Here is a 19,832-nt window from a genome sequence, read left to right on the forward strand (position 1 = left end):
ATCGTATAACACTTTGACGTCCGCTGCGTCTACCGTCCCGTTTGGGCTGTAAGGATAATGGCGCTCATTCATTGTCCAACTTAACATCCAACCAGGAGTCGCCATGACCACCTCCCGAACGGCGGAGCAGGCAAAACAGCCAGCCACGGCTAATCCGGCAACGCAGGCCACCTTGTCGCCCGCGCTGACCTTCCTGCTCGCCGCCGGCACCGGCCTGTCGGTCGCGGCGCTGTACTACAGCCAGCCGTTGCTGGGCGTGCTGGCCGGCGACCTGCACGCCAGCGGCCGCCAGATCGGCTGGATCCCGACGCTGACCCAGCTCGGCTACGCCTTCGGCCTGCTGCTGCTGGCGCCGCTGGGCGATCGTTTTGATCGCCGCAACATCATCCTGATCAAGTCGGTGATCCTGTGCGCGGCGCTGGTGCTGACCGGATTCGCGCCCGGCCTGGCGGTGCTGATGGGCGCCAGCCTGGTGGTCGGCCTGTTCGCCACCGTAGCCCAGGACATCGTTCCGGCCGCGGCCACGCTGGCGCCGCCCGAGCACCGCGGCAAGGCGGTCGGCACGGTGATGACCGGGCTGTTGATGGGCATCCTGCTGTCGCGCGTGGCGAGCGGCTTCATCGCCGAACATTTCGGCTGGCGCGCCGTGTTCCTGGCGGCCGCCGTCAGTATCGCGCTGATGACGATCGTGCTGGCGCGCGGCCTGCCGCGCTTTGCGCCGACAACGACCCAGGCTTATCCGGCGCTGCTGCGCTCGCTGGGCCACCTGTGGGTCGCGCACCGCCGGCTGCGCCTGGCCGCGTTCGGCCAGGGTCTGCTGGCGCTGGGTTTTTCGGCGTTCTGGTCGACGCTGGCCGTGATGCTGCACGGCGCGCCGTTCCACATGGGGTCGGCGGTGGCCGGTTCCTTTGGCCTGGCCGGCGCGGCCGGCGCCTTGGCCGCCCCATTCGCCGGGCGCCTGGCCGACCGCCGCGGTCCGGAGTGGGTGACGCGCCTGGCCGCCGCCATTACCGTCGTGTCGTTCGCGACCATGCTGGCGATGCCGCTGCTGTCGACCGGCGCCCAGCTGGCGCTGCTGGCGCTGGCCACGGTCGGCTTCGACCTGGGCGTGCAAGCCAGCCTGATCTCGCACCAGAGCATCGTGTTCGGCCTGGAGCCGCCGGCGCGCAGCCGCCTGAATGCCATCCTGATGACCAGCGTCTTCATCGGCATGGCGGCGGGCGGCTTCTTCGGCGCCCAGGCGCTGGCAGGCTGGGGCTGGACCGGCGTGGTCGGCGTGGCGATGCTGGCCAGCCTGGTGGCACTGGGGGTGCGCATCCACGCCGCCAAGGTGCGCGACCACTGAGGCCGCCGGCCCGGCTGCCGGCGCCCGATTACGGTTGGGTGGCCGGCGCCGCCTCCTTCAGTCCCGGCACGTATTGCGCGCCTTGCTTGATCTGGGCGGTCGAAGGCTGCAGCGCGGCGCCGATCGGCTCCGCGCGTCCACCCAGGCAAGGCGCCAGGAAGTTTTCGGCCACGGCATTGAAGGCGATGTTGTTGACCGGGCGCGCAAAGCCGTGGCCTTCGTCCGGGAACACGACGTAGGTCACGGGGATATGCTTCGCCTCCATCGCCGCGACGATCTGGTCGGACTCGCGCACGTTCACGCGCGGGTCGTTCGCGCCCTGGCCGATCAGCAGCGGCCTGCTGATCTTGTCTGCGAAGTTGAGCGGCGAACGTTCCTTCAGCAGCGCGCGGCCTTCCTCGGTGGTCGGGTCGCCCATGCGTTTGTAGAATTGCTGCTTGCCGGCTTCCCAGTAAGGCGGAATGGTCTGCAGCAGCGTGAACAGGTTCGACGGGCCGACGATGTCGACGCCGCAGGCGAAGGTCGACGGCGTGAAGGCCATGCCGGCCAGGGTCGCGTAACCGCCGTAGGAGCCGCCCATGATGGCGACCTTGTCGCGCGTGGTGACGCCGTTCTTGACCGCCCAGTCGACCGCGTCGAGCAGGTCGTCGTGCATCTTGCGGCCCCACTGCAGGTCGCCCTTCGAGATGAAGTTCTTGCCGAAGCCGGTCGAGCCGCGGTAGTTCACCGACAGCACCGCATAGCCGCGGTTGGCCAGCCACTGGTGCGAGCGGTTCGAGCCGAAGCTGTCGCGCGCCCACGGGCCGCCGTGCACGAACAGCACCATCGGCACCGGATGCGAGGGACGGCCAGCGCCCTGCGGGTCGACGCTCTTCGGCAGCGACAGGTAGGAAACCAGGTTCAGGCCGTCGCGCGACTTGATCTCCTCGGCGAACATCGGCACCAGCGGCGCGCCCTCGAGTTCGGGACGGGCGACGAACAGCCGGGTCAGTTTCTTGGTCTTGCGATCGTACAGCCAGTCGGATACCGGACTCGAGACCGGGTCGTCCTCGACGATCCACTTGTCGTCCTGGTCGCTGCGCGCGTGCACCTGGAAGTCGCCCTTGAGCGCCCCCTTCAGGTGCTTCAGGTCGGCCTCGACCGAGGCGTCGAGCGGGATGTATTCATGCTTCAGGTACTCCACTTCGTAGGCCTGGATGCGGCCGGTGCGCACGTCGAACAGGCCGGATTCGATGTCGGCGCGCGGGTCCTGGGCCACGACGCTGCTCGCGCCGCTGGCGAAATCCTGGGCCACCAGCGCGGCCGTGTCGCGCCCGCGCGAATCGCGCCAGTACAAGGTCTTGCCGTCGGTGGTGAAGCCCAGCGGCGACGTCGTCAGCGAATCGTCCAGGCCGACCTGCACGAAGGGCTTGTCCTCGACCTTGGCGTCAACCATGCGGAAATAGTCGCTGCCGCCGTCGGGGCGCGACTTGGCGGCCGCGCGCAGCTTGAGCTGCTCGTCCGCGATGAAGCCGGCATAGCCGCCCTCGTTCTTGTATACCAGGGTCAGCTTGCCGCTCGCCAGGTCGAGGCTGTAGACGTCGTGCCAGCGCGGGTCGCGGTTGTTGACGCCGACCAGGATGCGGTCCTTCACCTGCCGGCTGATATTGACGATCATGACGCGCGTCTTTTCGAACGGCGTCAGCGAGGTCTGCTTGCCGCTGGCGACGTCGACGCCGTACAGCAGAAAGTTCTCGTCGCCGCCCTTGTCGTTAATGAACAGCAGCGATTTCGAGTCCGGCGCCCAGAACGTCGTGCGGATCGGACGCGTCTTCTCAGACGTGAGCGGCTTGGCCTCGCCCGGCTTGTCGATCGGCGCCACCCAGACGTTCAGCACGCCGTCGCGTGGCGCGATCCACGACAGCCACTTGCCGTCCGGGCTGACGCTGGCCGCCATCTTGCTCGGGTTGCCGAACAGCTTGGCGCGCTCGATCAGCGGCGTCTCGGTAGACGGGGACGGCGCGGTTTGCGCGAAGGCGCCGTGGACAAGGCTCAGGATGGTCAGTGCTACGAAGGCGGGACGGCGCATGAAGACCTCACAAGTGGCGTAAATACTCATCGTAACTATTTTCAAAACTGAAATATAGTTAAATTTGATGCATATGTGTTACGCCGGCTTGCGCTACAAACGCCGCCGATTGGCCGCCTCGCTTATTGCATATACCAGCCGTGGCTGACCACGATCGACTGCCCGGTCAGGGCGTTCGACGGGAAGGCCGCCAGGAACAGCGCGGTCTGGGCGACGTCGTCGACGGTGGTGAATTCCCCGTCGACGGTCTCCTTCAGCATCACCTTCTTGACCACGTCGTCCTCGCTGATGCCGAGCTCCTTGGCCTGCTCGGGAATCTGCTTTTCGACCAGCGGGGTGCGCACGAACCCCGGGCAGATCGTGTTGGCGCGCACGCCGTACTTGGCGCCTTCCTTGGCGACCGTCTTGGCCAGGCCGATCAGGCCATGCTTGGCCGTCACGTACGGCGCCTTGAGCACCGACGCTTCCTTCGAGTGCACCGATCCCATGTAGATCACGCTGCCGCCGCGGCCCTGCGCGTACATGTATTTCAGGCAGGCGCGCGTGGTGAGGAAGGCGCCGTCGAGGTGAATCGCCAGCATCTTCTTCCACTGGCCGAAATCGAAGTCCTGCACCGGCGCGACGATCTGGATGCCGGCGTTCGACACCAGCACGTCGATGCCGCCGAGCTGGTCGGCGACCGACTTGATGCCGGCGTCGACCTGTTCTTCATTGGTGACGTCCATCGCGACCGCGATCGCGCGCGCGCCCGAGGGGTCGAGTTCGCGCGCCGCGGTCCTGGCAGCTTCGAGGTTCAAATCGGCGATGGCGACCTTGGCGCCGTGCTGGAAAAACACCGTGGCGATCTGCTTGCCGATGCCGCTGGCGGCGCCGGTGACGACCGCGATCTTGTCTTTCATGTCCATGGATGGGTACCTGCTCAAGTGGGTGAGTGGATGGGTTGTGGGCGCGCCGGGGCGGTGAGGAAATCGTACAGGGCCGGGTTGTTCTCGAGCTGCGGCAGCTCGAAGATCTCGCCGTGCGCCACGGTCTTGGCGGCGTCGGCGTAGCCCGCCTGCCAGTGCTCGTTCATGGTCCGGCGCGAGAACTCGAAATCCTTGAACTGGCCCTCGTAAGTGGGCGAGCGGTAGACCAGCGTGACGATGTTGTACAGCGCCGGGTCGGCGGCTTCGGCCAGCAGGCGCGCCTGCGGCGAAGCGGCCAGCTCGGGCGGCATCTGCGCCAGCAGTTCGTTGAAGGCCGTGCGCAGCTTTTCGGTACGGCGGAAGGCGTCGGTGGCGCTGCGCGTGCGGCTCGAGTACTGGATTTCCTTCATGCGCGTGGCGACGCTGGCCAGGTCGTTCGGCAGCTCGCCGCGCGCGCTCCACAAATCGACCTGGAAGATCAGGGTGTCCAGGCCCGAGCGCGAGGACAGCACCCAGTCGAGCGGCGTGTTCGAGACCATGCCGCCGTCCCAGTAACGCTCGCCGTCGATCTCGACCGCGTCGAAGCCCGGGGGCAGGGCGCCGCTGGCCATCACGTGCTCGGGCCGGATGGTATCGGTGGCGTTGTCGAAGTAGGCGAAGTTGCCGGTCCTGACGTTGACCGCGCCGATCGAGAGCCGCGTCTCGCGCGCGTTGATGCGATCGAAGTCGACCAGGCGCTCGAGCGTGGCGCGCAGCGGCGCGGTGTCGTAATAGCTGGTCGCGCCGGCGCCAGCCAGCGCCATGAAGGGCGGCGGCACGCGTGGCTCGAAGAAGCCCGGCACGCCGCTCACCAGCACGCGGCTGGCGGCCAGCTGGTTGAGCCAGACGCGCATTGGATCGGCCAGCGCCATGGTCGTCCACTGGTCGCCGACCACGCCGTCGCTGGCGTTGCTGACCAGCTCCCAGAACTTGCGCAGGCGCTCGACGCGGTGTTCGCGCGCGTTGCCGGCGATGATCGCGCTGTTGATCGCGCCGATCGAGATGCCGGACACCCAGGTCGGCTCGACCTCGGCTTCCAGCAGGCGCTCGTACACGCCGGCCTGGTAGGCGCCCAGCGCGCCGCCGCCCTGCAGCACCAGCGCCACGCTCTCGAACTGGGTGGCGCCCGGCCTGGGCGGTTCGGCCGGCGCATGCGTGCCCTGATGCAGCACGCTTTCGTCTCGTCTATTCACGTTCGGGCACCGGCACGTTGTAGCCGTTGAGCGTGGTCGACACCAGCGCATACAGGCCGACCAGGTAGATCAGCTCGTTGGTGGCGTGCTGGCCGAAGGTCCCGATCGCCAGGCGGTACAGCGGCTCGGGCAGCACGCCCCCGCGCGCGAGCGCGTGCGCGAAGTCGAAGGCGACGTTTTCTTCCTTGGCGAGGTCGGTCGGCTTGACGCCCGCGACCAGCGCGGCCAGGCGCTCCGGCGACATGCCTTCCTTCTCGGCGACCGCGACGTGGGCATACAGCTCGTAGGCCGCGTTGTAGCGCGCGCCGACCACGAGGATCGCGATCTGGCGCACGTTGTCGGGCAAGACCGCGTTGGCGGTCATCGCCAGCGTCAGGTCCCAGATCGCCTTGCCGATCGCGGGCTCGTGCAGCCACGGGTTCCACGGGCCCATCAGGGCGCCGTCTTCGCGTTCGACCTTGAAGGCGTTGAAATTGCTGGCGATGCCCTTGCGCATCGCGTCGTACAGGGGCTTCTGTTCCGGGCTGAGCTCAGCCGGCGGGATGAGGGGCAAGCGCATTGTTCCTCCTGGTGTCAATACGTTGAGGAGGCAACGATGTCGGTGGGCTCTGCGTTGCCTCGTCCATCATTCTGGCATCAGCGGGAGAGGGGTGACGCTCGATTGATTGTGGGCGCCATATTTACATCTCGGCCGCGAACAGGACCACGGCCGCAAAAGCAAAAAGCCGGATCAGCGCAAAGCATGATCCGGCCTTCTTGAATTCTGTGGTCGGGGTGAGAGGATTCGAACCTCCGGCCTCTACGTCCCGAACGTAGCGCTCTACCGGGCTAAGCTACACCCCGACGGTAGGGTCTTTGAAGCGGCGACACCGCTAAAGAGAGATGAAACTGATGGTCGGGGTGAGAGGATTCGAACCTCCGGCCTCTACGTCCCGAACGTAGCGCTCTACCGGGCTAAGCTACACCCCGACTGTTCGAGAATCGTTGCCGAATCTCGGGAAGGCATTACTATAGTTGTCTCAATGGTTCCTGTCAACAGCGAAGCTGCACAGCTGGAGCAGGCTCTGCTTGTATTCGCTGTCCGGCAGGTCGGCGATCGCGCCTTGTGCGCGCGCGGACGCGGCTTCGGCCTGGCGGCGCGTGTAATCGAGTGCGCCGCTGCTGGTGACGGCGGCCAGCACGGCGTCGAAATGGGTCTCGTCGCCGTTCTCGATGCAGGCGCGGATCAGTTCGCGCTGCTCGGCCGTGCCGTTTTCCATCACGTAGATCAGGGGCAGGGTCGGCTTGCCTTCGCGCAGGTCGTCGCCGACGTTCTTGCCGATCTCGCTGGCGTCGCCGGCGTAGTCGAGCACGTCGTCGATCAGCTGGAAGGCGGTGCCCAGCGAGCGGCCGTATTCGCCGGCCGCATCGATCTGCGTGTCGTTGGCGCCGGCGATCAGCGCGCCCAGCTCGGCCGCGGCTTCGAACAGCTTGGCGGTTTTCGAGCGGATCACGGTCAGGTAGCTGGCTTCGGTGACGTCCGGGTCGTGCATGTTCAGCAGCTGCAGTACCTCGCCCTCGGCGATGACGGTGGTGGCGCGCGACAGGATCTCCATTACGCGCATCTCGTCCAGGCTGGTCATCATCTCGAACGCGCGCGAATACAGGTAGTCGCCGACCAGCACCGAAGCCGCGTTGCCGAACATCGCGTTGGCGGTCTGGCGGCCGCGGCGCATCGACGATTCGTCGACCACGTCGTCGTGCAGCAGCGTCGCGGTGTGGATGAACTCGACCACGGCGGCCAGCTCGTGGTGGCCGCGGCCCTCGTAGCCGTAGGCGTTCGCCAGCAGCAGCACCAGCACCGGACGGATCCGCTTGCCACCGGCGCTGATGATGTATTCGGCGATCTGGTTGACCAGCGCGACGTCCGACTGCAGACGCTGTCGGATCACCGCGTTGACGGCCTCCATGTCGGCTGCAATCGTGCGGGTGATCGGGTTCTGTTGTGCGTTTTGGGTAGCGGCGGACAAGGCGGACCTGCTTGCGGTTGAAGGCAAAACGGAGTTGTTGAGTGGCGCGATTATACGATAAGCAAGGGCGTCCAGCGCTTTTTCGCTGTGAAACCGGCACATCGGGACGGATGCGGTGCGTTGGCAGCGAATTTATACATACATCGGTACGCCGGGGCCGCCCGCCGGACTGTGCGGCGACGCCACATCCGTTTTGACGCCCGCCGCGCGTTTATGTATAATCCCCTGTTCCCCGAAGCCAGAGCGCGCTGTTCGCCGGCAGCGTGGGAATTTTCTTAACAATTAACGAGGTTTCAAATCATGTACGCGGTCATAAAAACCGGTGGCAAGCAATACAAAGTTGTCGCTGGCGAAAAACTCAAAGTAGAACAGATACCGGCAGACATTGGTTCCGAACTCACTATCGATCAGGTTCTCGCCGTTGGCGAGGGCGAGAGCATCAAGTTTGGTGCTCCGCTGGTGGAAGGTGCTTCGGTTCGCGTGACTGTTGTGTCGCACGGTCGTCACGACAAAGTGCGTATCTTCAAGATGCGTCGTCGTAAGCACTACCAGAAGCGTCAGGGCCATCGCCAGAACTACACCGAAATCCAAGTGGTCGCGATCAACGGCTAATCGCCGCGCGTCCATTCTTTAGTCAGCAAGGAGCATCTAAATGGCACACAAAAAAGGTGGCGGTACTACCCGCAACGGCCGTGACTCAGAAAGCAAACGCCTCGGCGTGAAGGTCTACGGCGGCCAGGCAATCAATGCCGGCGGCATCATCATTCGTCAGCGCGGCACCACCGTGCGTCCGGGCACCAACGTCGGCATGGGCAAGGATCACACCCTGTTCGCGCTGGTCGATGGCTCGGTCAAGTTCGTCAAGCAAGGCGTCGGCTCGAAGCAGTACGTGACCGTCGTTGCCGCTGAAGCAGCTGAAGCAGTCGCTGCCTAAATAGCGCAGCAGAAGCCCGTCCTGCGCGGCGGGCTTTGCGAAGCAGGGCGTAGGCCCTGCAATCTTAGGCTCTGCCTCCAGGTAGGGCCTTTTTAATTTCCGGCGCTGTCACCGTTAAGTGCGGATCGCTTAGTGCAGATCCATCCAGGGCGTTCTATCATGAACCCCGATCCGTATTTAACAGTGACATAGCCTCAGTTTTGGTGGTCTCATCATGAAGTTTATCGACGAAGCAAGAATCGAAGTCATCGCCGGCGACGGCGGCAACGGCTGCGCCTCGTTCCGCCGCGAGAAGTTCCGCCCGTTCGGCGGTCCGGACGGCGGCGACGGCGGCCGCGGCGGCTCGATCTGGGTCGTGGCCGACCGCAACATCAACACGCTGGTCGACTTCCGCTTTTCCAAGGTCCACACGGCGCGCAACGGCGAGCCGGGCCGCGGTTCCGACTGCTACGGCAAGGGCGCCGACGACGTGACACTGCGCATGCCGGTCGGCACCATCATCATCGATGACGCCACCGGCGAGATCATCGCCGACCTCACCGAGCACGGCCAGACCGAACTGCTGGCCAGGGGCGGCGAGGGTGGCTGGGGCAACATCCACTTCAAGACCTCGACCAACCGCGCGCCGCGCCAGAAGACCGAAGGCAAGGAAGGCGAGCGCCGCGCGCTGCGCCTCGAGCTGAAAGTGCTGGCCGACGTCGGCCTGCTGGGCATGCCGAACGCCGGCAAGTCGACCTTCGTCACCGCCATCTCGAACGCGCGCCCGAAAGTCGCGGACTACCCGTTCACGACCCTGCATCCGAACCTGGGCGTGGTGCGCGTCTCGCATGAGAAGAGCTTCGTGATCGCCGACATCCCGGGCCTGATCGAAGGCGCGGCCGAAGGTGCGGGCCTGGGCCACCAGTTCCTGCGCCACCTGAGCCGCACCGGCCTGCTGCTGCACATCGTCGACGTGGCGCCGATGGACGACAAGACCGACCCGGTCAAGGAAGCCAAGGCACTGGTCAAGGAACTCGAGAAGTACGACGAGGAGCTGCTCAACAAGCCGCGCTGGCTGGTGCTGAACAAGCTGGACGTCGTGCCGGAAGGCGAGCGCAAGAAGGTCGTCAAGGACTTCGTGAAGAAGATGGCCTGGAAGGGCCCGGTGTTCGAGATATCCGCGCTGAACCGCGAAGGCTGCGAAGACCTGGTCCACGCGATCTACCAGTACCTGGAAGAGAAGCGCCATGCCGAGCACCGTTCGGCAGAAACGCAGATGACCGAGGAAGCCCGCGCGATCTCGTCGATCGATCCGGACGACCCGCGCTTCAAGATCCTCGAAGATTAAGCGCACCCCTTGAGTACCAGCGCCATCGCCCCGACCGGCTTCGCGCGCGCGCGTGCACGCCTGCGCGGGCAGCTGCTGCAGCTGGCCGCGATCGCCGGTTCGCTGGCCGCGCTCGCGGCGATGCTCGATCCCGACCGGATCGCGGACGCGATGGGCTTGTTTCTGGTGGGCGTGAACGGCTACAGCCAGTTCTACGCCATCTATGTCGGAGTGCGCCTCGCCACCGCGGGGCTGGCTCTGCTGGCGGCCAGGAAGGGCGACCTGCCCATCCTCGGCGACCTCGCAGCATTGTTGATCCTGGCGCAGCCGCTCGGCCGCCTGGTTGCGGCGTTCGCGATCGGCCTGCCCACGGGATCCTTGTTCGTCATCTGCGGGATCGAACTGGCGGTCGGCCTGGCGCTGCTGCTGTTGCGACCGCAGGGACGCTTGTTGTCTTCCTGACCGAGTTCTCCTGAGCGCAGCCATGTCTTCCGATTCTTCGAACACCACTTCCGTCATCCAGCAAGCCGGCCGCATCATCGTCAAGGTCGGCTCCTCGCTCGTCACCAACGAAGGCCGCGGCCTCGATCACACCGCGATCGCGCGCTGGGCCGCGCAAATCTCGGCGCTGCGCCAGCTCGGCAAGGAAGTCGTGCTGGTGTCGTCCGGCGCCATCGCCGAGGGCATGCTGCGTCTCGGCTTCACGGCGCGCCCGACCGACATCCACGAGCTGCAGGCCTGCGCCGCGGTCGGCCAGATGGGCCTGGCGCAGATCTACGAAACCAGTTTCAGAAGCCACGGCGTGAAGACCGCCCAGGTGCTGCTGACCCACGCCGACCTGGCCGACCGCGAACGCTACCTGAACGCGCGCTCGACCTTGACCACGCTGCTGGCCTTTGGCGTGGTCCCGATCATCAACGAGAACGACACCGTGGTCACCGACGAGATCAAGTTCGGCGACAACGACACGCTCGGCGCGCTGGTCGCCAACCTGATCGAAGCCGATGCGCTGGTGATCCTGACCGACCAGAAGGGGCTGTATTCCGCCGATCCGCGCAAGGACCCCTCGGCCTGCCTGATCCAGCAGGCCCAGGCCGGCGACGCCACGCTGGAGGCGATGGCCGGCGGCGCCGGCAGCAGCATCGGCCGCGGCGGCATGCTGACCAAGGTGCTGGCCGCGCGCCGCGCCGCACGCTCGGGCGCGCACACGGTGATCGCCTGGGGCCGCGAAGACGAGGTGCTCACGCGCCTGGCCGGCGGCGAAGCGATCGGCACCCAGCTGGTCGCGCCGACCGCGCGCCTGGCCGCACGGCGCCAGTGGATGGTCGACCACCTGCACACCGCCGGCGAATTGGTGCTCGACGCCGGCGCCGTGGACAAGGTGCAGAAGGAAGGCAAGTCGCTGCTGCCGATCGGGGTGGTGGCGGTGCGCGGCGAATTCGGCCGCGGTGCGCTGGTCACCTGCGTCGGCGAGGACGGCCGGGAAGTGGCGCGCGGGCTGGCAAACTACACCGCCAGCGAAATCCGCCGCATCATGCGGCATCCGTCCAGCGAGATCGAGGCCATCCTCGGCTACGTCGAGGCGCCGGAGCTGGTGCATCGGGATAACCTGGTGCTGCTCTGAACCAGAACGGGATGCCGGCGCCGGCTCAATGGCCGAGCGCCGGTGGCGCCGTCCCCCCCCCCATCGTGCGGCGCGTACTTCTGCACGAAGCTGCCGACCACCTCGTCCAGCAAACCGTCCACCAGCTTGTCGGAAGGCGAGCTCAGATGCGCGACGCGCAAATGCAGCAGCATGCCTTCCTCGCCCAACATCGATTGCAGCAGCGGGGGCGGCGCTTCCTTGCGGTGCACGTAGGCCAGCGCCAGCTTGGCCGCTTCCAGGTTCGACGTGTGCGCGATCGCCACCGAGACCCCGGCCGGATTCTTGTCGTCGTCCGTGTCGCGGTTCGCGTAGATGATCAGCCTGGCATACGGGAACTGGCTGCGCAGCTGGACGTGCAGCCTGGCGAAGCGTTCTTCGATGCCGCTGCGCAGGCGCTGGGCCAGGACGGGATCGTCGTCGCAGAACACCGTGTAGGCAAATACCGGCGATTCGGCCGCCGTTGCGGCGTGCACGGCCAGGTACAGCAGGAGTGCCGCCACGATCCGCGTCAAGAGGGTCAGCATGGTAGTCCTTTGCCGGTTCAGGTAAGCCGCGTAGGCGAGCGGCAGGTCGGGCAGGGCCGGCATCGATCGATCCTCTCAGCTTGGGGCATCGTGGCAGACCACGCACAGCTTGTTGCGGTCCGGGTCGCGCAGGTAAGCGCCGTAGTAATGCGAGTGATAGCCGGGGCGCAGTCCCGGTGCGCCTTCATCCGTGCCGCCATGCGCCAGCGCGAGCGCATGGGCCTGGTCGACGGCCGCGCGGGTGGGCGCAAGGAAGGCCGTCATCTGGCCGTTGCCGGGAATGTGCGGCTGGCCGTCGCTAGGGGCGCCGATCAGGAACAGCGGGCGGCCTTGGCCGGGCGTTTGCCAGCCTGCCCACGGGCGGCCGGCATCGCAGAAACGTTCCTCGAGGCCGAGCGCGGCCAGCACCGGCCGGTAGAAAGCCAGTGCGCGCTCGAAGTCTGTGATGCCGATGAAGACATGGGAAAACATGAATGACAGCTTAGCATGTCCCTCCCGCAGCAAGATACGCGGACTATCACGAGCGGTCGGCATCGAGGCCATCATCGAAAACTGGTGACGCCGATTGTGCTATCCAATGGCATTTAAAACTGCTTGAATGTAGAATTTGTGTGATACATTGGAAAGCATAGTTCGCTACAACCGCTTTCCCATGAGAGGATGCCGATGCCACGATCGCTACGCCTGCCCACCCTATGCTGCCTGCTGCTGCCGGCCTTGCCCGCCGCGGCCCAGGAATTCGATCTCGCGTCGCAGCTGAGCAACGGCGGCATCGGCATCCTGGTGATCGGCGCCTTGTCGGTGCTGATGCTGGCGGTCTGCCTCGAGCGCCTGGCCAACCTGCGTGGACAAAAGCTGGCGCCGCAGGCGCTGGCCGAGGAGGCGCAAGCGCTGTGGCGCGAAGGCCGCTACGACGCCTTGCGCGAACGCGTGGCCGATGGCGCCAGTCCGCTGGCGCGCATCGTCGGCTTCCTGCTCGAGCATCGCTTCTTTCAGCCGGAGACGCTGGCCACGCGCGCGGCCGAACTGGCCGCCACCGAGCTGCGCGAGCAGCAGCAGAAAGCCTATGCGCTGAACGTGGTGGCCACCATCGCACCGATCGTCGGCCTGCTCGGGACCGTGGTCGGCATGATCGAGTCGTTCCACGTCATCGCCTTCAACGGCATGGGCGATCCGACCCTGCTGGCGGGCGGCATCTCGAAGGCGCTGGTCAACACGGCGGCCGGGCTGTCGGTGGCGCTGCCCTCGCTGGCGCTGCACCACTTCTTCCGCAACCGCCTGGTCAACATCGGCATCCGGCTCGAGCGCCAGCTCAATGGCCTGCTCGACCTCGTGCGTGCGCCGGCGCCCGCGTACGCGCGCGAGGCCCTCCCTGCCGCGCAGGAGGCCGAACATGCGCATTGACCTCGGCGACGACGAACAGCCCGAGATCGGCCTGATCGCGCTGATCGACTGCATCTTCTTCCTGCTGATGTTCTTCATGGTCGCGACCTCGTTCAAGCAGAAGGAGACCCGGCACAAGGACAAGGCGCTGCCGATCACGCTGCCGCGCTCGAGCGCCACGCTCGACCTGGAGCGCGCCGCGCCGGATCCACTGGTGATCCGCGTCGACCGCGCCGGCGATGTCGTCATCGGCGGCGACAAGCTGTCGATCGAAGCGCTGCACGAGCGCCTGCGCGGCGAGGCCCTGCGCAGCCCGGGCCGGCCGGTGCGCATCGAAGGCGACGGCCAGGCGTCCTACCAGTCGATCGTGCACGTGCTCGACCTGTGCCAGTTCGAGGGGCTGACCAACATCGCGATGCGCACGCGCCGATGAACGCCTACGTTCCCGCGCGGCTGGACGGCGCCTCGCTGGTCCACCTGTGGCGCCGCCATCCGTGGTGGCTGGCGTCGCTGGGCGCGCACGCCGTGCTCGTGGCCAGCCTGGTCACGGCCGGCCCGGTGCGCGTCGCGGTCAAGCGCGACGACGGCGTACGCGTGCAGGTGGCGCAGTCGCTGGCGCGTACCGCGCAGCGGCAAATGGGGCGCGAGCTGCGCGCGATGGAAGCCATCCGCGACGCGCTGGCCCAGAGCGCCGGCGACGTCGTGGGCGAAGGCGGCGATGGCGCCGGCAAACCGCAGGCCACCGATCCGGCCGCGCGCGCGCAGGCGCTGGCCAGGCAGATCGATGCGGTGCGCGAGAAGACCCGCGCGATGGAGATGGCGCGCCTGCTGAACATCCCCGAAGCCGAGGCGCGCCGGCGCGTGCGCATGGAAGCGGCGCGCCGGCCAGGCGCCACACCGCCGACGCATCTGCAACCCGAAGCCCAGGTCGCGCAGCTGCTGCAGCAAGCGAAGGACGCGCTGGCGCAACGCCGCGCCGAGCTGCTGGCGCAGCGCCATGGCGTACCGCTCACGCCGCCCGTCGAGGGGCCGCACGGCGCAAAAGGCGACAAAAGCGGCGCGCGCACCGCAAACACCGGCGGGGTCGGACCGGGCAATGGCAAGACCGGCGGCCAGGGCGCCCGGAACGGGCGCACCGGCGGCGGCGGCGTCCACGACTCGGCCTCGCTCGGCAGCACCGTCGATGCCCTGGCCACCGGCCTGGCGATGGGGCCGCCGGGCGCGATCACCGACAGCAGCATCGACATGTCGAGCACCTCCTTCAGCGATACGCGCCGCTTCGGCGCCTACGTCAAGCCGCCGCCGGTCGATGCGGCCAGCGTGCGCGGCGGGCGCGGGCGCACGATCGGCGCCGGCGGACCGTACGCCAACCGCATCTTCCTCGACACCTGGTACGTCATCGGTCCCTTCGAAGGCGCCGGCTACGACAGCCAGAACACGATCTATCCACCGGAGCGCGGCGTCGACCTCGACGCCGTCTACTTCGGCAAGAACGACCTGCCGGTGCGCTGGACCTTCCAGCAGGACGCACACTATCCGTCGGTCCCGCTGCCGCGCGCCGAGAACGCGGTCTACTACGCCTGGACCGAAGTCACGGTCGACCGCGACATGGACCTGTGGGTCTGGATCGGCGGCGACGACGACACCAAGCTGTGGTTTAACGACCGCCTGGTCTGGCTCAGCGGGGCCAGCCTCGACAAGCCCTGGTACCGCCAGGCTTTCCATACGCTCGACGGAATGGACACGCTGAACCTCACCGAAGGCCAGCGCAAGCTGCATTTCAAGCAGGGGCGCAACAGCATCCTGCTCAAGCTTTACAACGGCATCGACCTGATGTTTTATTCGGTCGTGCTGTCGCGCTGAATCGCCGGGGACACCGCCGGCAAGGGCAGCGGCTTCAAGGTCATCGAAGGCTTCCCGCCAGCGAGCCTGGCGCGGGTGGCGGACGCCTCAGACGGGCAAGGGCACCAGGCCCGCCGGCGCCGGCGTCTTGGCCTTGTACTCGCACAAGTCGTTGATGATGCAATTCCAGCACTTGGGCGTGCGCGCCACGCAGGTGTAGCGCCCGTGCAGGATCAGCCAATGATGGGCATCGTGCTGGAATTCCTTCGGCACGAATTTGAGCAGCTTCTGTTCGACGATGTCGACGTTCTTGCCGGGCGCGATGTTGGTGCGGTTAGACACCCGGAAGATGTGGGTGTCGACCGCCATGGTCGGCTCGCCGAAGGCCGTGTTGAGCACCACGTTGGCGGTCTTGCGGCCCACGCCCGGCAGCGCTTCGAGCGCCTCGCGCGCGCGCGGCACTTCGCCGCCGTACTGGTTCACCAGGATCTCGCAGGTCGCGATCACGTTCTTGGCCTTGTTGTTGTACAGGCCGATGGTCGAGATATAGGTCTTGAGTTCGTCCAGGCCGAGGTCGAGAATGGCCTGCGGCGTGTTGGCCACCGGGTAGAGCCGGCGCGTGGCCTTGTTGACGCCGACGTCGGTCGATTGCGCCGACAGCAGCACCGCGATCAGCAGTTCGAACGGCGTGCTGTATTCGAGTTCGGTGGTCGGGTGCGGATTGGCGGCGCGAAAGCGCGTGAAGATCTCGTAGCGTTTGGCTGCGTTCATCGTGACGTCCGGCGGCTTATTGTTGTGTGTCGTCGGTGCCGGGCGAAACCGGCGGCGCTGCGGCCGGCGCGGCGGCCTTGGCGCGCGCGCGCTCGATCGCGGCGGCGATGATCGCGCGCTTGCGCTCCTTTTCCGCCAGCTCGTCCGGGGTGTTGGTCTGCTCGGCGGTCACGGCGCGCATCTTTTCGACCGCCTTGGCGGCCAGGCGCGCGTCGTTCTCTTCCTTTTCGCGCTTCAGGCGCTCGCTGCGGAAGTCGTGGCGCGCGCGCGCGGCGTCGGCCTGTTCCTGCGACCAGGCGGCCCAGCCGGTGGCCTCGCCGGTCACCGGCAGCATGCTGATGCAGTCGACCGGGCAGGGCGGCACGCACAGGTCGCAGCCGGTGCACAGGCTCGGCACGATCGTGTGCATCTGCTTGGCCGCGCCAATGATCGCATCGACCGGGCAGGCCTGGATGCACAGCGTGCAGCCGATGCACAGGTGTTCGTCGATGAAGGCGACCGGGCGTGGGCGCTCGACGCCGTTGGCCGGATTGATCGGGATGACCGGACGGCCGGTGACGCGCGCCAGGCGCTCGACCCCTTCGATGCCTCCCGGCGGGCAGCGGTTGATGTCGGTTTCGCCGCGCGCGATCGCCTCCGCATACGGGCGGCAGGCGGGGTAGCCGCACTTGGTGCACTGGGTCTGCGGCAGCAGGTCTTCGATCTGGTCGGCGAGCGTCTTGGTCACGGGGTCAAGCGTTTGATAAGAAACAGTTTAGCGTTTGCTAAACCGCCATTATCCGCGAAAAGCAGGGTGGCGTCGAAATGCCGACGAATGTTGCCTGGCACACCTCCCAGGCAACTTTTGATGCCGGTCGTATGCGTAGGTGTGGCAACGTACGGAGCGCAAGGCAGACCTGGTGGTCTACTGGACTCATGCAAGTTCATGCAATCTATTCAAGGAGGGCCTTATGAATACGAAGCACCTCATGATTCCGGCGCTGCTGGCAGCGCTGATGTCCACCGCGCCGGCATTCGCCCAGGACCGCGACCATGGCAACTGGAACCAGGGCGACCGCGACCGCGGCGGCTACAGCCAGGGCGACCGTGGTAACTATGACCGCGGCAACAACGACCGCGGCAACCATGACCGTGGCGGCGATCGCCGCGACGGCTACGCTGCACGCGGCGGCCACGGCGGGGATAATGGCTATGGCGGCGGCCGTCACTGGAACGGCGCCGGCCCCGACCACAGCTGGCGCCGCGGCGACCGCCTGCCGGACCGCTACCGCAGCAACCAGTACGTCGTGAACGACTGGCGCGGCCATCATCTGCGCCAACCGCCACGCGGTTACCACTGGGTGCAATCGGGCGGCGACTATGTGCTGGCGGCCGTGGCTACCGGCGTGATCGCGGACCTGATCATCAACAGCCGTTAAGTTCAATTCCGGCTATTCCCCGCTCCGCGAGGGGCGGCGTGCACGGCCTGCTTCGCGCATGCGAGGCGGGCCGTTTGCGTTTGGCGCGAGTTTTCTTTTACGGCATAAGCTTTTACACTGGCTGTCTGAAATGTCATTCCGTGTCGAAAGCGCCCCTACATGAACGAGATCGCCCCGTCGTCGCAAATCGTGCTTTGCATACCTGGACCATGGAAAGATCCGTCCGAGTTTTTACAGCGAGTGGTCGATGGGACCGAGGGAGATTATCTGTTTGCCGGCCGTGTGTTGATGCATGTGCCGACCGGCACTGCCTGGGAACTGGAATTCGAAGGCCGCGATGCGCGGATGGCGCACGCCTTTGCGTCAGCCGGTCCGCATTGGCGCGACTCGCCCGAGATGGCCCGCATCGACACCCACCAAAGCGTCGTCTACTTGGTGGAGCAGGGTGGATCGGCGCAGAATGTTCAGGCGCTGATGCTGGCGGCGCGCGCGGTGCTCGATGCCGGCGGCCTCGGCGTCAAAGTCGAAAGCAGCGGTATTGCGCATTCCCCGGCTGCTTGGCGCAACATGTGCTCCGAACTTGTACTGTTCAGTGCTTATCGCGCGTTTGTCCTTGTCGTGACCATGCACGGCGAAGCCTATTCCTGCGGTATGCATACCTTCGGTTTATGGGACGTCCGGGTCGCCGACGAGGATAGCGCGAGCGCCTTGCAAACCGCCCGAGCGTTTTCTCATTACCTTTTCACCGAATCGCCGTCCCTCGAGGACCGGCAGACCTTTTCCAGCGATGCACAAGCGCCGGTTTATCGTATTTCGTCGGGGGGAAACGTGGAATATGAACATTCGCTGTTCGCCAATCCTTATGGGACCTGGCAACTGCGGCGCATCGATTCCGAAAACCAGCCATCGTCCTGGATGCAGGCAGTGCGGCGTCGTGTATTGGGACAGTAGCCTGATACGCCTGTTTGCCTTGAGAATATGAAAAAACCGCGGACCTGCCGCGGTTTTTGTTTGGAACGCTTGAAAGCTTGATCGATCAGGCGTTCTTGCGAATGAACTCGCCGATCATCGGGCAGATGATCTCGCGCCAGCGGCGGCCCGAGAAGATGCCGTAGTGGCCGCATTTCGGCGCCGTGAAATGCTGGTGCTTTTCCGGCGGGATGCCGGTGCACAGCTCGTGCGCGGCCTGGGTCTGGCCGGCGCCGGAGATGTCGTCCAGTTCGCCCTCGACGGTGAACAGGGCCACGCTCTCGATGTCTTGCGGGCGCACCAGCTGGCCGCCGACCTCCCAGGTGCCTTTCGGCAGGCGGGATTCCTGGAACACGGTTTTGATCGTTTCCAGGTAATACTCGGCCGGCATGTCGAGCACGGCGTTGTATTCGTCGTAGAACTTGCGGTGCGACTCGGCCGAATCGTCGTCGCCGCGCATCAGGTGCTGGTAGAACTCGCGGTGGCTCTGGGCGTGGCGGCCCGGGTTCATCGCGATGAAGCCGGCGTGCTGCAGGAAGCCCGGATAGACCTTGCGGCCGAAACCCGGGTAATTGCCCGGCACCGCGTAGATCACGGTGTTTTCGAACCACGAGAACGGCTTTTCGGTGGCCAGGTCGTTGACCGCGGTCGGCGACTTGCGCGGGTCGATCGGGCCGCCCATCATGATCATGGACTTGGGCAGCTTCGGATCCTTGTTGGTCGCCATCAGGGCAATGGCGGCCAGCACCGGCACGGTCGGCTGGCAGACCGAGATGACGTGCACGTCGGGGCCGAGGTGGCGGATGAAGTCCTGGACGTAGTAGATGTAATCGTCGAGGTGGAATGCGCCTTCGGACAGCGGCACCATGCGCGCGTCGACCCAGTCGGTGATGTAGACGTCCTGGTCGGGCAGCAGCGCGCGCACGGTGTCGCGCAGCAGCGTGGCGTGGTGGCCCGACAATGGCGCCACGACCAGCACGGTCGGTTGTGCGAGCGCGGCGAACTCCGCGTCCGGCAGGTCTTTCTTGAAATGGAGCAGCTTGCAGAACGGCTTGTCGACAGCCGTTTGTTCCACGATGCCCACCGTCTTCCCGTTGATCGTGGTCGAGGTCAGGCCGAAAGCAGGTTTCTCATAGTCCTTGCCGAGGCGGTACATCAGTTCGTAGCCGGCAGCGATGCGCTGCGAGAACGGGGTATGCGCGAACGGGGAGACTGGATTCGAAAACAGTTTGGCAGAGGCATCGGCCCACTGCATCAGCGGGTTCAGGAAGGAGCGTTGCATCTCGTGCAGTTGATAAAGCATAGGTTTTCCTTCGTGACTCTGTGCGCAATAAATAAACGTTTGCGCTACGTATGCGGTTGATTATAGGCTTATTTTAACGTGCGGCAACACTTGCATCTCGCCAATCTGAAAATGGTTCGTTGCAGTCGTTTTATCACACTTCGTTATACGCAGTTCGTTAAGTGCGATACATAAGACA

Annotated in this window: 21 protein-coding genes and 2 tRNA genes; 11 read left to right on the forward strand and 12 right to left on the reverse strand. The window is 65.8% G+C overall.

Annotated features, from left to right (window positions below; translation table 11 throughout):
• Positions 1-103 precede the first annotated feature (103 nt).
• Positions 104-1,345, forward strand: a complete 1,242-nt coding sequence (locus tag FA90_RS23800; protein WP_036173261.1) for an MFS transporter — start codon at positions 104-106, stop codon at positions 1,343-1,345.
• 28 nt (positions 1,346-1,373) lie between these two features.
• On the opposite strand, the gene FA90_RS23805 is transcribed toward FA90_RS23800, so the two are convergent.
• From FA90_RS23805 to ispB, 7 genes are all read right to left on the reverse strand, one after another.
• A complete protein-coding gene (locus tag FA90_RS23805; RefSeq protein WP_036173262.1) occupies positions 1,374-3,413 on the reverse strand; it encodes a S9 family peptidase in 2,040 nt (679 codons plus the stop codon).
• 122 nt (positions 3,414-3,535) lie between these two features.
• Complete coding sequence (locus tag FA90_RS23810) at positions 3,536-4,318, reverse strand: 3-hydroxybutyrate dehydrogenase (protein ID WP_036173264.1); 783 nt, start codon at positions 4,316-4,318, stop codon at positions 3,536-3,538.
• A gap of 14 nt (positions 4,319-4,332) precedes the next feature.
• Positions 4,333-5,529: a patatin-like phospholipase family protein gene (locus FA90_RS23815; RefSeq protein WP_051972047.1), complete on the reverse strand. Its 1,197-nt coding sequence runs from the start codon at positions 5,527-5,529 to the stop codon at positions 4,333-4,335.
• A 13-nt stretch (positions 5,530-5,542) separates the two neighbouring features.
• Entirely contained in the window at positions 5,543-6,109 is a 567-nt protein-coding gene (locus tag FA90_RS23820; RefSeq protein WP_036173268.1) for a carboxymuconolactone decarboxylase family protein, read from the reverse strand.
• 207 nt (positions 6,110-6,316) lie between these two features.
• Positions 6,317-6,393 (reverse strand) — tRNA-Pro (locus FA90_RS23825).
• 49 nt (positions 6,394-6,442) lie between these two features.
• A tRNA-Pro gene (locus FA90_RS23830) sits at positions 6,443-6,519 on the reverse strand.
• 50 nt (positions 6,520-6,569) lie between these two features.
• Positions 6,570-7,559 carry an octaprenyl diphosphate synthase gene (gene ispB / locus FA90_RS23835; RefSeq protein ID WP_036173276.1) on the reverse strand — a complete coding sequence of 330 codons (990 nt, stop codon included), beginning with the start codon at positions 7,557-7,559 and terminating at the stop codon, positions 6,570-6,572.
• Between the two features lie 300 nt (positions 7,560-7,859).
• Here ispB and rplU point away from each other — a divergent pair, with 300 nt between their 5' ends.
• The 5 genes from rplU to proB all read left to right on the forward strand — a co-directional run bounded on the left by rplU (position 7,860) and on the right by proB (position 11,423).
• The gene (gene rplU / locus FA90_RS25955; RefSeq protein WP_036230184.1) at positions 7,860-8,171 is read left to right on the forward strand and encodes a 50S ribosomal protein L21; all 312 of its coding nucleotides are present in this window, start codon (positions 7,860-7,862) and stop codon (positions 8,169-8,171) included.
• Between the two features lie 40 nt (positions 8,172-8,211).
• The gene (gene rpmA / locus FA90_RS23845) at positions 8,212-8,493 is read left to right on the forward strand and encodes a 50S ribosomal protein L27 (RefSeq protein ID WP_036173280.1); all 282 of its coding nucleotides are present in this window, start codon (positions 8,212-8,214) and stop codon (positions 8,491-8,493) included.
• 214 nt (positions 8,494-8,707) lie between these two features.
• The gene (cgtA, locus tag FA90_RS23850; RefSeq protein ID WP_036173283.1) at positions 8,708-9,820 is read left to right on the forward strand and encodes an Obg family GTPase CgtA; all 1,113 of its coding nucleotides are present in this window, start codon (positions 8,708-8,710) and stop codon (positions 9,818-9,820) included.
• Positions 9,821-9,829: 9 nt separating this feature from the next.
• Entirely contained in the window at positions 9,830-10,261 is a 432-nt protein-coding gene (locus FA90_RS23855) for a hypothetical protein (protein ID WP_036173286.1), read from the forward strand.
• 22 nt (positions 10,262-10,283) lie between these two features.
• The gene (gene proB / locus FA90_RS23860) at positions 10,284-11,423 is read left to right on the forward strand and encodes a glutamate 5-kinase (protein ID WP_036173288.1); all 1,140 of its coding nucleotides are present in this window, start codon (positions 10,284-10,286) and stop codon (positions 11,421-11,423) included.
• On the opposite strand, the gene FA90_RS23865 is transcribed toward proB, so the two are convergent.
• Positions 11,372-12,031 carry a hypothetical protein gene (locus tag FA90_RS23865; RefSeq protein ID WP_036173291.1) on the reverse strand — a complete coding sequence of 220 codons (660 nt, stop codon included), beginning with the start codon at positions 12,029-12,031 and terminating at the stop codon, positions 11,372-11,374. The two genes, proB and FA90_RS23865, sit on opposite strands and share 52 nt — an antisense overlap.
• A 12-nt stretch (positions 12,032-12,043) precedes the next feature.
• Positions 12,044-12,439 carry a VOC family protein gene (locus FA90_RS23870; RefSeq protein ID WP_036173305.1) on the reverse strand — a complete coding sequence of 132 codons (396 nt, stop codon included), beginning with the start codon at positions 12,437-12,439 and terminating at the stop codon, positions 12,044-12,046.
• 195 nt (positions 12,440-12,634) lie between these two features.
• Between FA90_RS23870 and FA90_RS23875 the strand changes: the two genes are divergently transcribed.
• From FA90_RS23875 to FA90_RS23885, 3 genes are read left to right on the forward strand one after another with little or no spacing between them, the layout of a single operon-like run.
• The gene (locus FA90_RS23875) at positions 12,635-13,372 is read left to right on the forward strand and encodes a MotA/TolQ/ExbB proton channel family protein (RefSeq protein ID WP_197065348.1); all 738 of its coding nucleotides are present in this window, start codon (positions 12,635-12,637) and stop codon (positions 13,370-13,372) included.
• Positions 13,362-13,784: a biopolymer transporter ExbD gene (locus FA90_RS23880; RefSeq protein WP_036173311.1), complete on the forward strand. Its 423-nt coding sequence runs from the start codon at positions 13,362-13,364 to the stop codon at positions 13,782-13,784. Before FA90_RS23875 ends, FA90_RS23880 begins: the two co-directional genes overlap by 11 nt.
• Positions 13,781-15,214, forward strand: coding sequence for a hypothetical protein (locus FA90_RS23885; protein WP_036173313.1), 1,434 nt, complete (start codon positions 13,781-13,783; stop codon positions 15,212-15,214). The genes FA90_RS23880 and FA90_RS23885 overlap by 4 nt, the downstream gene beginning before the upstream one ends.
• A gap of 87 nt (positions 15,215-15,301) precedes the next feature.
• Here FA90_RS23885 and nth read toward each other — a convergent pair whose 3' ends face one another.
• On the reverse strand, positions 15,302-15,964 hold the full coding sequence (gene nth, locus FA90_RS23890) for an endonuclease III (RefSeq protein WP_036173314.1): 663 nt from the start codon (positions 15,962-15,964) through the stop codon (positions 15,302-15,304).
• 16 nt (positions 15,965-15,980) lie between these two features.
• Entirely contained in the window at positions 15,981-16,691 is a 711-nt protein-coding gene (gene rsxB / locus FA90_RS23895; protein ID WP_036173315.1) for an electron transport complex subunit RsxB, read from the reverse strand.
• A 223-nt stretch (positions 16,692-16,914) separates the two neighbouring features.
• Between rsxB and FA90_RS23900 the strand changes: the two genes are divergently transcribed.
• Together FA90_RS23900 and FA90_RS23905 are read left to right on the forward strand one after the other, a co-directional pair.
• The gene (locus tag FA90_RS23900; protein ID WP_036173316.1) at positions 16,915-17,382 is read left to right on the forward strand and encodes an RcnB family protein; all 468 of its coding nucleotides are present in this window, start codon (positions 16,915-16,917) and stop codon (positions 17,380-17,382) included.
• 159 nt (positions 17,383-17,541) lie between these two features.
• Complete coding sequence (locus FA90_RS23905; RefSeq protein ID WP_197065349.1) at positions 17,542-18,333, forward strand: DUF4261 domain-containing protein; 792 nt, start codon at positions 17,542-17,544, stop codon at positions 18,331-18,333.
• A gap of 85 nt (positions 18,334-18,418) precedes the next feature.
• Here the strand turns inward: FA90_RS23905 and FA90_RS23910 are convergent, their stop codons facing one another.
• Positions 18,419-19,654, reverse strand: a complete 1,236-nt coding sequence (locus FA90_RS23910; RefSeq protein ID WP_036173317.1) for a polyhydroxyalkanoate depolymerase — start codon at positions 19,652-19,654, stop codon at positions 18,419-18,421.
• Between the last annotated feature and the right edge of the window lie 178 nt (positions 19,655-19,832).

The organism is Massilia sp. 9096, assembly GCF_000745265.1.
Classification (GTDB): domain Bacteria; phylum Pseudomonadota; class Gammaproteobacteria; order Burkholderiales; family Burkholderiaceae_D; genus Telluria.

Bases quoted from the DNA above. Each gene is read 5' to 3' on its own strand.
- FA90_RS23865 (WP_036173291.1), bottom strand. From the start codon at position 12,031: ATGCCGGCCCTGCCCGACCTGCCGCTCGCCTACGCGGCTTACCTGAAC.
- FA90_RS23800 (WP_036173261.1), top strand. From the start codon at position 104: ATGACCACCTCCCGAACGGCGGAGCAGGCAAAACAGCCAGCCACGGCT.
- FA90_RS23810 (WP_036173264.1), bottom strand. From the start codon at position 4,318: ATGGACATGAAAGACAAGATCGCGGTCGTCACCGGCGCCGCCAGCGGC.
- FA90_RS23900 (WP_036173316.1), top strand. From the start codon at position 16,915: ATGAATACGAAGCACCTCATGATTCCGGCGCTGCTGGCAGCGCTGATG.
- cgtA (WP_036173283.1), top strand. From the start codon at position 8,708: ATGAAGTTTATCGACGAAGCAAGAATCGAAGTCATCGCCGGCGACGGC.
- FA90_RS23880 (WP_036173311.1), top strand. From the start codon at position 13,362: ATGCGCATTGACCTCGGCGACGACGAACAGCCCGAGATCGGCCTGATC.
- FA90_RS23805 (WP_036173262.1), bottom strand. From the start codon at position 3,413: ATGCGCCGTCCCGCCTTCGTAGCACTGACCATCCTGAGCCTTGTCCAC.
- FA90_RS23870 (WP_036173305.1), bottom strand. From the start codon at position 12,439: ATGTTTTCCCATGTCTTCATCGGCATCACAGACTTCGAGCGCGCACTG.
- FA90_RS23885 (WP_036173313.1), top strand. From the start codon at position 13,781: ATGAACGCCTACGTTCCCGCGCGGCTGGACGGCGCCTCGCTGGTCCAC.
- FA90_RS23910 (WP_036173317.1), bottom strand. From the start codon at position 19,654: ATGCTTTATCAACTGCACGAGATGCAACGCTCCTTCCTGAACCCGCTG.
- proB (WP_036173288.1), top strand. From the start codon at position 10,284: ATGTCTTCCGATTCTTCGAACACCACTTCCGTCATCCAGCAAGCCGGC.
- FA90_RS23820 (WP_036173268.1), bottom strand. From the start codon at position 6,109: ATGCGCTTGCCCCTCATCCCGCCGGCTGAGCTCAGCCCGGAACAGAAG.
- rplU (WP_036230184.1), top strand. From the start codon at position 7,860: ATGTACGCGGTCATAAAAACCGGTGGCAAGCAATACAAAGTTGTCGCT.
- nth (WP_036173314.1), bottom strand. From the start codon at position 15,964: ATGAACGCAGCCAAACGCTACGAGATCTTCACGCGCTTTCGCGCCGCC.
- FA90_RS23875 (WP_197065348.1), top strand. From the start codon at position 12,635: ATGCCACGATCGCTACGCCTGCCCACCCTATGCTGCCTGCTGCTGCCG.
- FA90_RS23905 (WP_197065349.1), top strand. From the start codon at position 17,542: ATGAACGAGATCGCCCCGTCGTCGCAAATCGTGCTTTGCATACCTGGA.
- rpmA (WP_036173280.1), top strand. From the start codon at position 8,212: ATGGCACACAAAAAAGGTGGCGGTACTACCCGCAACGGCCGTGACTCA.